This is a genomic window from Actinoplanes sp. NPDC048796 (assembly GCF_040650035.1).
Taxonomy (GTDB): domain Bacteria; phylum Actinomycetota; class Actinomycetes; order Mycobacteriales; family Micromonosporaceae; genus Actinoplanes.
On record NZ_JBEZGO010000014.1, the window covers coordinates 1 to 11090 of the forward strand.

The following is an 11090-nucleotide window of genomic DNA, read 5'->3' on the forward strand; positions in this document are numbered from 1 at the left end:
CTCATAGCCGACCTCGTCGACGAGCTCGGCGCAGGCGTCGAGCATGCGTTGGACCCGGGCCACGCTTCTGCCCTGCACCGGAACCCGGCGCAGGGCGGGAACCGCGTCCGGCGCGGGCACTCCACCGCGACCGAGGGTTCGCCGGACCAGCTCGCCTGACGGGCCCCGATCGGCACCATGGCCCGGCTCGGCCAGGGAGGAGTCCTCGATGAGATCGTCGATCTCGCGCGCGGACACCGCGGCCGGCGAGTAGGGGGCCCGAGGCGTGGGTGCTTGTGCGGTTGTCCCCGCGTTTCGCTCGTCCATCACACCTCCTCCTGGCCTCGAAGGCCCTTGCGTGCGCGATGCAGCAACGCCGTGGTGGCGGCGATCGGCACTCCGAGCAAACGAGCGATCTGATCGTGAGTCAAGCCCTGCGCCTCGAGAACCAGGACACGCTGCCGACGCTCGGGGAGGGCCGCCCATCTCCCGATGATCTGCTCTTTGGCGATGACCTCGCTCTCCGGAGTCTTCCAGTCAGCGGACTCGGGCTCGGGCCGATCCGCGGTGGCCGCCACGGATCGGCTCCCGCTCCGCCGCCACGTGCGGAACGCGTTGGGGTAAGCGTCGATGCACATGCCGATGAAGTACGTCAGAGGGCTGGCGCCGCGATCGGGACTCCATCGTCCCGCGATCAGCCCGGAGCGCATCCATCCTTCGATGGTTCCGAGACCGTGCCGGGCGAGCCGCTCGGCGAAGCGCGTATATCCGTCGCCCTGGAAGCCGTTCGCCCGCAGGGCGTCGACAAGTTTCTGATCGCGAAGCAACTGGCCGTCGTCAGTGTCTTGACCCGATGTCGGCGATTCGGGGCCGGCGGAGGGGTCGTGGCGCGGAGAGGTCATTGTCTGTCCGCGACCACGCTCGATCTGTCACGGGTGGTGACCCGCGATGCGGTCGGGTGTATCACACCGAAAAGCTGGCATGCCGGCGTCATGCGTCACAGGCCTCGAACACATCACCAAGCACAACACGAATGGTGACGGAGGCCAAGATGCCCAACGGACGAACCGGTGATTCTCTGATCGACCTCCGGTCGGCGGTGATCGGAATCGGCGCTGCGGGTGTGGCGCTCGGCGTCGGAGTGCTCGCTAGCTGGGGCCATGCACCGGACGTATCGAGGTCGCTGATCCCATGTATTGGACGCATGCGTTCCGGCGGTGAAAAGTCGGTCGGGTGAGCACGTATCGCGCCGGGACGCCCGGCTACCGCCGGATCTGTCTGACTCTGTTCGCGGCCGGGGTGGCCACGTTCGCTCTGCTCTACAGCACGCAGGCGCTGTTGCCGAATCTCGCCGTGGCGTTCGGGGTGACGCCGGCGCAGAGTGCCTGGTCGCTGTCGCTGGCCACGGTCGGGCTGGGTGTGGCGCTGCTGGTCACCGGGCCGCTGTCGGAGAAGGCCGGGCGTACCCGTCTCATCCACCTGTCGCTCGCGAGCTCGGCCGTGGTCGGGCTGGCCTGCGCGGTGGCGCCGACCTGGCACGTGTTGCTGGGGCTTCGGCTGCTCCAAGGCGTCACGCTGGCCGGGCTGCCCGCGGTGGCCACCGCCTACCTGCGGGAGGAACTGCACCCGGACACGCACGCGCGGGCGGCCGGGCTCTACATCGGCGGCACCGCTCTCGGTGGCATGGCCGGGCGTCTGATCACCGGGTGGGCCGCCGAGGCGTACGGCTGGAGATGGGCCCTGGCCGCAGTGGCCCTGCTCGGCGTGGCCTGCGCCGTGGTGGTGGCGGTGCTGCTGCCGCGGTCGCGCAACTTCGTGGCCCGGCCGGCTGCGGCCATGACCCGGCGGGCGCTCAGTGATCCGGCTTTGCTGAGCCTCTACGCGATCGGGGCGTGCGCGATGGGCGCGTTCGTCGCGGTCTACAACGCCGTGGGTTTTCGCCTGACCAGCGCGCCGTTCCTGCTCGGCGCGGGTGCGGCCGGCGCCGTCTTCCTGGTCTATCCGGTGGGCACGCTGAGCTCGGCGGTCTCGGGCCGGTTGGCCGACCGGTACGGGCGGCGGGCGGTCATGCCCTTCGGCGCCGTCCTGACCGCCGTGGGGCTGCTGCTCACGCTGCCGGACAGTCTGCCGCTCATGGTGACCGGGCTGGCCGTGATGACCGCCGGGTTCTTCTGCGTGCACGGGGTGGCCAGCGGCTGGGTGCCGGTGCGGGCGCACGCCGGTGGGGTGCCGGCCGGGCAGGCGGCGTCGTTCTACCTGTTCGCGTACTACGCGGGCTCGTCGATCTTCGGCAGTCTGGCCGGTACGGCCTGGTCGCTGGGCGCGTGGCCGGCGGTCGTGGCGCTCGCGTCGGTCTTCGCCGGGATCAGTGGGGTGCTCGCGCTGAACCTGCGGCGCGTACCCGCTCTGGGCCCCGTGGCACAGGTGAACGCCGGAACTTCATCCTGAGATGTGGCTATTACGTCTCTTGGGCGAACTCGTCGGAGTGTTTTACGACTTTCCCGGTCGACTTTGATCAGATGGCCTTGTGGCCAGGCGAGTCTTTCTGCACATCGGTGCGCCGAAAACCGGCAGCACCTACATCCAGAACGTTCTCTGGGGCAACCAGGACACCCTGCGCGACCGGGCCGGCGTCCTCGTGCCGCACACGCTCTACGCCCACGACCAGGCCATGGCCGACCTGCGCGAGGTGCCCTGGTACGACCCGTCGTCCGGCTGGACCTGGGACCGGCTGGCCGGGCTGGCCAACGCCTGGCCGGGCGACGTGGTGATCAGCAGCGAGGGGCTCGGCGCGGCCACCCCGCCGCAGGTGGCACGCGCCTTGGCGAGCTTCGGCGAGGCGGAAGTGCACGTCATCGTGGCCGGGCGCGACCTGTGGCGCACGCTGCCGTCGATGTGGCAGCAGAGCATCCGGGGCCGCAGCACGTGGCGCTTCGAGGACTTCCTGTCGGCCGTGGAGAAGGGGCGCTACCAAGCCTTCTGGGACGAGCACACGGCCGACCGCATGCTGCGCCGCTGGGGTGACCCGCTGCCGCCCGGGCACCGCCACCTGATCACGGTACCGCCGGCCGGGTCGCCGCACGACACGCTGTGGCGCCGGTTCGCCGGGGTCGTCGGGGTGCCCGGCGACCTCTGCCGGCTCGAGGAGCCGACGGCCAACGTCTCGCTCGGCGCGGCCGAGATCGAGCTGCTGCGCCGGGTCAACCAGGCCCTGGGCGACCTCTACCCGCACCGGGTGCCCTACCAGCGGGTCGTCCAGCGGCACCTGGTCGACGCCGTACTCAAGCAGCGGGCCAACGCGCTGCGCTTCGGCATCGGGGCCGACCGGGCGGCCTGGGTGCTGGCGGTGGCCGAGGAGCAGATCGCCACCCTGCGCAACTACCCGTGCGACATCGTGGGCGACCTGGACGAGCTGCGCCCGGTGGCCGTGCCGGTCACCGGGCCGAGCCCCGACCAGCTGCCGGACACCCAGGTGCTGGAGGCGGCCATCGACACCATCGTCGGCATGCTCGGGCACGCGGCGTCGCTCGACCGGCCGCTGGAGAAGCGCTCCCCGGGGACGCTGAACCGGCTGCGGGGCATGCGGCGCCGGTTGCGCGACACGGTCACTTTCGGCACCCGCGTAACCGATCCGGCCGACCGGGTACCCGGGGCGCGCCCCCGGGCATAGCCTGGGCCCATGCCGTACGTCGCCGCCCGCGACGGCCGCCGGCAGCGCGGCCCTCAGGATCGGGCACCCTCCGTCCCCGAACGACTCGACGACCTTCGTGGCCACAGCGTGGGAGTGCTGGAACTCCCGCATCACATGGCCGCCGGCCACAAGTCCCGCCGCCGGTTCGACCTGGAAGACCCGGCGCAGCAGCGGCTGGCCTACCAGACCGTGCTGTGCCAGGCCTCGGACTGCTGCGAGATCAACGATCTCCTGCATCCCGGCGTGCTCCGCCGCCTGTGGCGCCACCTGCACATTCCTGACCGCGTCCGGCAGGCGTGGGAGAACCGCTACCCGGATCTGAACGCGCCCGCCCCGTCGTCCGAGACGAAGATCCCCACCGCCGAGCTGATCGCCCCGCGCACCGACGACGGCTTCCGGCGGGCCGGGCGCCGGCCGACCGCCTCGGTGCCGGCCGACCGCCTCACCGCCGCGCAGATGATCGCCGCCCGTACGGCCTCCAGCCGTTGATCTCGGTTCGGGGCGTCGGCCTGGGCCTGGCCGCCGTCGCCCGCCCCGGGTACATCAACCTGGGGCGCGACGCCGACCTGCCCGCCGACCGTACGGTGGAGTCGCTGCGCACGCTCGTCTTCGCGCTGCTCGACGACGCGTACGGCAAAGGGGTCAGGTATTTCGACGTCGCCCGTTCCTACGGGCGCGCGGAGGAGTTCCTGGCCGCGTGGCTGCGTGCCCGTGACCCCGAGGGCGTCGTGGTCGGCAGCAAATGGGGCTACACCTACACGGCCGGATGGCGGGTCGACGCCGACGTGCACGAGGTCAAGGACCACAGCGTGGCCACCTTCGACCGGCAGATCGAGGAGACCCAGGACCTGCTCGGCGAGCGCCTGGACATCTACCACGTCCACTCGGTCACCCCGCACAGCACGGCGCTGACCGACAAGGTGCTGCACCGCCGCCTGGCCGGCCTCGCCGCCCAGGGCATCATCGTGGGCGTCTCGACGAGCGGCCCCGCCCAGGCGACGGCGATTCGAGAGGCTTTGGCCGTACGGATCGACGGCGAGCCTTTGTTCCGCAGCATCCAGGCCACGTGGAACCTCCTCGAGCCGTCGGCCGGTCCCGCCCTGGCCGAGGCCCACGAACAGGGCTGCCTGGTCATCGTCAAGGAGGCCATGGCCAACGGCCGCCTGGCCTCGGCCGGCGAGCTGGGCGAGGCCCCGGACGCGGTCGCCCTGGCCGCGGCCCTGGCCCAGCCGTGGGCCAACGTGGTGCTGTCGGGAGCGGCCACCCTCGAGCAGCTCGACTCGAACCTGCGCGCCCCGGCCGTCGATGTCGACGCCGAAGCGCTCGCGCACCTGGCCGAGCCGCCCGAGGAGTACTGGTCACACCGCTCGACCCTCGCCTGGACCTGACCACCGCCCGGCCGTCACCGTGACGCGGCACCGACCCGCCGGGACTTCGCCTCGTACATGGCGCCGTCGGCGCGGCGCAGCACCGAGACGGCGTCGTCGCCGGGGGCGGCGCGGACCGCGCCCACGCTGACGCCGACAGAAGCCGGCTCGCCGGTGACCACGAACGGGGCGGCGAAGGTGGCCTCGATCCGGGGCACCACCTCGGCCGAGGCGTCGCGGCACAGGACGACGAACTCGTCGCCGCCGTAGCGGGCGAGCAGGTCGGTGTCCCGGACGCACGCGGACAGGCGTACGGCAACCTGTCTCAGCAGTTGATCTCCGGCCACGTGGCCCAGGCCGTCGTTCACCGCCTTGAAGCCGTCGAGGTCGCAGAACAGGATGAGCGGGGCTTCGCCGGCCGCCAGGGCGGCGTCCAGGCCGTCCAGGAACTTCTTGCGGTTGGCGAGGCCGGTCAGCGCGTCGTGGGTGGCCTCGTGGGCCAGCGCCCGCTCGGCCCGCGAGCGCTGCGCCGACAGCATGCCGATGCGGACCATCACCATGGGCACGATCACCGCGGTGCCGACCGCGAGCAGCACGGCGTCGATCGGCCGGCCGGCGAGCTGCTGCACGGCGGCCACGACCGGGTTGAGCGCGATCGCGCTGCCGAGGAAGGCCAGCCGGCCGGGGCCGAGCCGGTCGGCCGACACCGGGCCCGGGCGCTGCAGCTGATCCATCGAGCGGTCGGCGACGCCCGTGCCGGCCACGATGTAGCCGGCCAGGAAGAGCGTGTCGACCCAGCCCGGCCGGGTCAGCGGGGTGTCGGCCGCGTACCAGAGCAGGCTCAGGTTACCGATCAGGGCCAGCGGCAGGACCACGACGAAGGCGCGCAGGGCGAGCAGCGACTCGCGCCCGGCGCTCTCCACGCGCAGCAGGGCGCCCAGCATGCCGGCCAGGCACAACGCCATCACGAGCAGGCCCGCCCGCGAGCCGGCGGACAGCTCGCTGGCCTCGAGCCGGGGCTGCACGAGCACGGTCCAGAGCAGCCCGGCGAGACCCACGGCCATCACGGCCGCGTCGAGGATGCCGCCGATGTCGCCGCTCCCGTGCCGCAGCACGATCCACACCGCGGCCCCGAGCAGCAGCAGATGCCCGGCCACGATGAAGACCAGCGAGGTCAGGTCCCGGTTGTCGGTCAGGCCCAGCTGGACGGCCGCCCACAGCCCGCCCAGGTTGATGACGGCGAGCCCGGCGACGATGAGCACCGACGGCCCGCGCCGCTCGCGCAGGGCCAGAATCCCCGGCACGAGGGAGGCCGAGCCGATCAGGAAGTACAGCAGGGGGTGGGCGCCCTCCGGCGCCAGCGGGTAGGCCACCGCCGCCACGAGAGCCGCCAGGGCGTACGCGAGCAGGGGGACCCGGGACATGACGCGCCTATCGCCCGAGCGCTTGCGAACCTGAGCCGAATCGGGTTGCGAATCCGGCGTGGCCGGGCAGGATCGGACCCCGTGACAAAGATCGAGGAGTTCCCGGTGCCCGGCGGACCGTACGCCCTGGCGACCGGCGGCGACGGCGCCCTCTGGTTCACGCTGGTGTCCCGCGGGCAGATCGGGCGGCTCGCACCGGCGGCCACCTTCGACGTGGGCGCCGCCGCCCGGCCCACGATCATCGCCGCCGGGCCGGACGGGGCGCTCTGGTTCACCGCGTACGGCACGCACACGGTCGGGCGGATCACCACCGCGGGCGAGCTGACGGAGTTCACCCTGCCGACGCCGCAGGCGGGCCCGTTCGGCATCGCGGCCGGCCCGGACGGGGCGATGTGGTTCACCGAGAGCGCCGCCGACCGGATCGGGCGGATCACCGCCGACGGCACGGTGACCGAGGTTCCCACCGGTTCGTTCCCGTCCGCGATCGCGGCCGGCCCCGACGGCGCGATGTGGTTCACCCTCAACCAGGGCAACGCGATCGGCCGGGTCGGCATGGACGGCTCGACGGCGATCCACCCGCTGCCGACCGAGGGCGCGGCGCCGGTGGGCATCGCCGCCGGCCGGGACGGCGCCCTGTGGTTCACCGAGATCGGCGCGGGCCAGATCGGCCGCGTCACACCGGAAGGAGCCATCACCGAGTTCCCGCTGCCCGACCGGGCCGGGCGCCCGCACGCCATCACCGCGGGCACGGACGACCGGATGTGGTTCACCGAGTGGGCGGGCAACCGGATCGGCTCGATCACTCCCGGCGGCACGATCGAGTCATACGATCTGCCGACCCCCGGCAGCGAGCCGCACGGCATAGCGCTCGCCCCCGACGGGACGGTGTGGGCCGCCCTCGAGATCGGCGCCCTGGCCCGCTTGACGGGGCGTCGGTGAACGCTCACTGATCCAGGTCGGCCAGCGCCTCCGGCCGCAGCGCGTAGATGCGGCGTTGCACGTCCTGCCGGAGGTCGACCAGTCCGGTCTCCCGCAGCAGCCGCAGATGCCGGGACACCCCCGGGCGGCCCATCGGAAGTGTCGCCGCGCCGGTGCCGTCCTACCAGAGCAGGCGACGCGTGTTCCGGCCGGCGGGGCGGCGGCGGAACGTGCCCCACATGGCCCACGCGACGACCATGGCCAGGCCCTGCACGGCCCACAGGGCCAGGTTCCAGGGGTTTTCGTCCCCGAGCAGGAAAGCGCGGACGGCGATGGTGGTCAGGGCGACGGCCGCCGCGACGACCGCGATGAGGTTGCGGGTTCGGGGAGTCAGCCGGTCGGGGCTCATGGTGGGACTCTATCGCGCGGGTAGGCCGCGGAGCGTGGGCGCGATGATCGATGCGGTGATGTGGCCGGATCGGCCGTGGCGCGAGCTGCGGGGGAGTGGGAGCGGGCCGAGCGGCTCGGGATCGGGCGAGGGTGGCTCTGGGATCACCTCGTTCTGGGTGGACGGCCGGTCTGGCACGACGCGTACGCCGTTCTCGCCGCTGCCGCGGCCACCACGACCACGACCACGATCGGGGTGGGCACGATGGTGACCGCGCCGAACTTCCGCCATCCCGTCACCACGGCCAAGGCGGCGCTCGCCCTCGACGATGTGAGCGGCGGCGCGACGCGGGTCGCCGTGTTGTGGCCGCGCGGTGACGACGCCGAGCGGCGGTTCGCCGTACTGGAGAAAGCCGAGTTAACGGCGTAGAAACCTCCGATACTTCTGGCCGAATCAACGCGTCTTTAGCTTCTTTCTCAGCTTGAGTCTCGCGAGTCACATCCTCGTATTCGCCTCGCACGCTTCTCCGGCTCCATTGACGATTTCTATCTGTCTGGAGACCGCTATGTTGGGAAATTCCGCATGAGCGGAGAAATCCGCGTCACCGGAGTGCGCCGGGTCTACGACATCGGCGCGGGCGGCTCGCTGACCGCCCTCGACGACGTCGATCTCACCGTGGGGACCGGCACCTTCGTCAGCGTCATCGGGCCCAGCGGCTGCGGCAAGTCGACGCTGCTGCGGGCCGTGGCCGGGCTGGAGACGCCGGACGCCGGCCGGATCACCGTCGGCGGGCTCACGCCGGAACGGGCCGCCGCCGACAAGATGCTCGGCCTGGTGCCGCAGACGCCGGCGCTGTTGCCGTGGCTGTCCGTTCTCAAGAACGTGTCGCTGCCGAGGAAGGTCAACCGCCGGAAGGGCCGGAACACGGCCGACATGGTGGATCTGCTGAGCAAGGCCGGGCTGGCCGACGTCATGCACAAACTCCCCTCGCAGATATCCGGCGGCATGCAGCAACGCGCGGCCATCGTGCGCGCTTTCGGCCTGCACCCGGACGTTCTGCTCATGGACGAGCCGTTCTCCGCGCTCGACGAGTTCACCCGCGAGGCCCTGCAGGAGCAACTGCTGGACCTGTGGGACGAGCTCAAGGCCACGGTCCTGTTCATCACGCACTCGGTCAGCGAGGCGGTCCGGCTGTCCGACCGCATCGTCGTGATGGCGCCCCGGCCCGGCCGGATCACCGACGTCATCGACATCGATCTGCCCCGGCCGCGCGGGCAGGCCCTTCTCAAGACCCCCGAGTTCCACGCGTACGAGGACCTCGTGCGTGACCGGCTCCGCGGTGCGTTCCACTACGCGAATGCGATCGCCTCATGACCATCGCTCTCGTGGCGAAGCCGCGCGCCACACGTAAACGAACCTTCGCCTTCCTGCACCCGGCGAAGTGGCTGCCGCTGGTGCTCATGCTGGCCGTGCTCGGCGCGCTGTGGCAGTGGGGCGCGGCCCGGATGCCGTACCTGCTGCCGCCGCTCGGCGACATCGGGCGGACGCTGACCGAGGACGCCGGCTACTACCTCGAGAACGCCCTCGTCACGTTGCGGGAGGCGGTCGGCGGCCTGGCCATCGGCACGGCGGTGGCGTTCGTGCTGGCCGTGGTGGTCAGCGAGTTCACGCTGGCCCGGCGGGCCATCATGCCGGTCGCGGTCATCCTCAACGTGACCCCGCTGGTGGCGATCGCGCCGGCGCTGGTGGTGGCGTTCGGTTTCGGGGCGGCGCCCAAGCTCATCGTGACCGGGCTGATCTGCTTCTTCCCGGTGCTCATCAACATGTCGATGGGCCTGCGGGCGGTGCCGTTGCCGGTGTTGCAGGTGTACCAGACCATGCACGCCTCCCGGCTCGAGACGCTCTGGTACATCCGGGTTCCCAGCTCGCTGCCGTATCTGTTCGCGGCGCTGCGGATCGTCTTCCCCCTCTCGGTGGTGGGCGCGGTCGTCGCGGAGCTTTCGGCCGCCGGGTCGTCCCAGGGTCTGGGTACGGCGATCAGCCTCGCCTCCTCCATGAACCGGCTGGCCGCCGTCTACGCGTCGATCGCGATCCTGGCCGTGCTCGGTTCCCTGCTGCTGCTCGTCGTGACGCTGCTGGAGCGCCGTCTCCTGCACTGGCACGAGACCCGCGCCGGCGCCAAATAACTCAACGCACCCTCTGACGGAGACTCCTCATGCGTACTCGCACCCTTTTTGCGGCTTTTTCCGCCGCGGCCCTGCTGATAGGCACCGCCGCCTGCGGTTCCTCCGACTCCTCGGACGAGGTGGCCGCCGCCGCGGCCGGCACGGCCATCTCGGCCGACCGCTGCGCCCAGAACAAGGCCGCCGGCAAGATCACCTACTTGTCGGGCTACCAGTGGCAGGCGTCGGCGTCGATCCTGGAGTACGCCGCGGCCAAGAAACTCGGCTACTTCGACGCGGTCTGCCTCGACGTCGCCATGCAGCCCGGCACCGGCGACACCAGCCAGAACACCAAGCTGCTGGCCAGTGGCAAGGTGACCGTGAGCCCGGTGAGCCAGCAGGACGTGCTCTCGGCCAACGCCAACGGCATCAAGGTCACGGGCGTCTCGTCGTACTCGAACGTGGGTCTCGAGGTTCTGATGACCAAGACCGACGTCACCGACCTCAAGCAGCTGGACGGCACGACGCTGGGCCAGAAGGGCGCCATGCCGGTCGGCGTGCAGGCCATGCTGGTGCGGGCGGGCGCCGACTTCGGCTCGGTCAAGCAGGTGACCGTCGGCTACGACCCGTCGGTGCTGACCCGCGGCCAGGTCACGTCGCTGACCGGCTTCATCTCCAACGAACCCAACCAGCTCAAGGCGGCCGGCACGCCGGTGACCGTCTGGCGGCCGTACGACTACAAGGTGCCCGGTTCGCTCGGCGCGATGGCCGTGAACCCGGACTTCGCGGCGAAGAACCCCACCGCCGTACAGGACTTCCTCCGGGCCGGCCTGCACGCCTTCGAATACTGCGAGGAGCACGGCGAGGAATGCGTGAAGGCGGCGGCCGACCTGACCGGCGCCGGATACGACGAGAAGCAGAACCTCGCCGTCTGGCAGACCGAGACCAAGGTCGTCCGGGACAGCCTGCCGACGGGCGCGGCGCTCGGTGCGATCGACACGAAGAACGTCACCGCGCTGGCCGAGATGCTGAACACGTACACGAAGACCTCGATCACGCCCGACCAGGCGACGAGCGAATTCGACCCTTCGTACGTGTCCGCGATCTATCAGGGTGACAAGCTGATCTGGCCCGCGCCGTAATTCGAGAACAGGAAACAGT

Annotated in this window: 12 protein-coding genes and 2 pseudogenes; 9 read left to right on the top strand and 5 right to left on the bottom strand. The window is 71.3% G+C overall.

The window, feature by feature from the left end; translation table 11 throughout:
* Together AB0C26_RS37735 and AB0C26_RS37740 are read right to left on the bottom strand one after the other, a co-directional pair.
* A pseudogene (locus AB0C26_RS37735) lies at positions 1-306 on the bottom strand (hypothetical protein); the annotation flags it as partial.
* Positions 306-806, bottom strand: a complete 501-nt coding sequence (locus AB0C26_RS37740) for a sigma factor-like helix-turn-helix DNA-binding protein (protein ID WP_360257666.1) — start codon at positions 804-806, stop codon at positions 306-308. The gene AB0C26_RS37740 and the pseudogene AB0C26_RS37735, both read right to left, overlap by 1 nt.
* Before the next feature lie 406 nt (positions 807-1212).
* Between AB0C26_RS37740 and AB0C26_RS37745 the strand changes: the two genes are divergently transcribed.
* The 4 genes from AB0C26_RS37745 (at position 1213) to AB0C26_RS37760 (ending at position 5058) form a co-directional block, all read left to right on the top strand.
* Positions 1213-2427, top strand: a complete 1215-nt coding sequence (locus tag AB0C26_RS37745) for an MFS transporter (protein ID WP_360257668.1) — start codon at positions 1213-1215, stop codon at positions 2425-2427.
* Positions 2428-2506: 79 nt separating this feature from the next.
* Positions 2507-3649, top strand: coding sequence for a hypothetical protein (locus AB0C26_RS37750; RefSeq protein WP_360257670.1), 1143 nt, complete (start codon positions 2507-2509; stop codon positions 3647-3649).
* Between the two features lie 9 nt (positions 3650-3658).
* Positions 3659-4159 (top strand): hypothetical protein, encoded by a 501-nt coding sequence (locus AB0C26_RS37755; RefSeq protein WP_360257672.1) that lies wholly within the window; start codon positions 3659-3661, stop codon positions 4157-4159.
* Complete coding sequence (locus tag AB0C26_RS37760) at positions 4156-5058, top strand: aldo/keto reductase (RefSeq protein WP_360257674.1); 903 nt, start codon at positions 4156-4158, stop codon at positions 5056-5058. The genes AB0C26_RS37755 and AB0C26_RS37760 overlap by 4 nt, the downstream gene beginning before the upstream one ends.
* Positions 5059-5072: 14 nt before the next feature.
* Here AB0C26_RS37760 and AB0C26_RS37765 read toward each other — a convergent pair whose 3' ends face one another.
* Complete coding sequence (locus AB0C26_RS37765) at positions 5073-6461, bottom strand: diguanylate cyclase domain-containing protein (protein ID WP_360257676.1); 1389 nt, start codon at positions 6459-6461, stop codon at positions 5073-5075.
* An 81-nt stretch (positions 6462-6542) separates the two neighbouring features.
* Between AB0C26_RS37765 and AB0C26_RS37770 the strand changes: the two genes are divergently transcribed.
* Positions 6543-7400 (top strand): virginiamycin B lyase, encoded by an 858-nt coding sequence (locus AB0C26_RS37770; protein ID WP_360257679.1) that lies wholly within the window; start codon positions 6543-6545, stop codon positions 7398-7400.
* Between the two features lie 4 nt (positions 7401-7404).
* Here the strand turns inward: AB0C26_RS37770 and AB0C26_RS37775 are convergent, their stop codons facing one another.
* Together AB0C26_RS37775 and AB0C26_RS37780 are read right to left on the bottom strand one after the other, a co-directional pair.
* Positions 7405-7533, bottom strand: coding sequence for a hypothetical protein (locus AB0C26_RS37775; protein WP_360257682.1), 129 nt, complete (start codon positions 7531-7533; stop codon positions 7405-7407).
* Between the two features lie 27 nt (positions 7534-7560).
* A complete protein-coding gene (locus AB0C26_RS37780) occupies positions 7561-7788 on the bottom strand; it encodes a hypothetical protein (RefSeq protein ID WP_360257684.1) in 228 nt (75 codons plus the stop codon).
* A 60-nt stretch (positions 7789-7848) separates the two neighbouring features.
* Here AB0C26_RS37780 and AB0C26_RS37785 point away from each other — a divergent pair.
* The 4 genes and pseudogenes from AB0C26_RS37785 to AB0C26_RS37800 all read left to right on the top strand — a co-directional run.
* A pseudogene (locus AB0C26_RS37785) lies at positions 7849-8109 on the top strand (LLM class flavin-dependent oxidoreductase); the annotation flags it as partial.
* 240 nt (positions 8110-8349) lie between these two features.
* Positions 8350-9141, top strand: a complete 792-nt coding sequence (locus AB0C26_RS37790) for an ABC transporter ATP-binding protein (RefSeq protein WP_360257686.1) — start codon at positions 8350-8352, stop codon at positions 9139-9141.
* Positions 9138-9953, top strand: coding sequence for an ABC transporter permease subunit (locus AB0C26_RS37795; protein ID WP_360257688.1), 816 nt, complete (start codon positions 9138-9140; stop codon positions 9951-9953). Before AB0C26_RS37790 ends, AB0C26_RS37795 begins: the two co-directional genes overlap by 4 nt.
* Before the next feature lie 29 nt (positions 9954-9982).
* Positions 9983-11071, top strand: coding sequence for an ABC transporter substrate-binding protein (locus tag AB0C26_RS37800; protein ID WP_360257691.1), 1089 nt, complete (start codon positions 9983-9985; stop codon positions 11069-11071).
* Positions 11072-11090 lie beyond the last annotated feature (19 nt).

Bases quoted from the DNA above. Each gene is read 5' to 3' on its own strand.
- AB0C26_RS37800 (WP_360257691.1), top strand. From the start codon at position 9,983: ATGCGTACTCGCACCCTTTTTGCGGCTTTTTCCGCCGCGGCCCTGCTG.
- AB0C26_RS37795 (WP_360257688.1), top strand. From the start codon at position 9,138: ATGACCATCGCTCTCGTGGCGAAGCCGCGCGCCACACGTAAACGAACC.
- AB0C26_RS37775 (WP_360257682.1), bottom strand. From the start codon at position 7,533: ATGGGCCGCCCGGGGGTGTCCCGGCATCTGCGGCTGCTGCGGGAGACC.
- AB0C26_RS37780 (WP_360257684.1), bottom strand. From the start codon at position 7,788: ATGAGCCCCGACCGGCTGACTCCCCGAACCCGCAACCTCATCGCGGTC.
- AB0C26_RS37765 (WP_360257676.1), bottom strand. From the start codon at position 6,461: ATGTCCCGGGTCCCCCTGCTCGCGTACGCCCTGGCGGCTCTCGTGGCG.
- AB0C26_RS37790 (WP_360257686.1), top strand. From the start codon at position 8,350: ATGAGCGGAGAAATCCGCGTCACCGGAGTGCGCCGGGTCTACGACATC.
- AB0C26_RS37755 (WP_360257672.1), top strand. From the start codon at position 3,659: ATGCCGTACGTCGCCGCCCGCGACGGCCGCCGGCAGCGCGGCCCTCAG.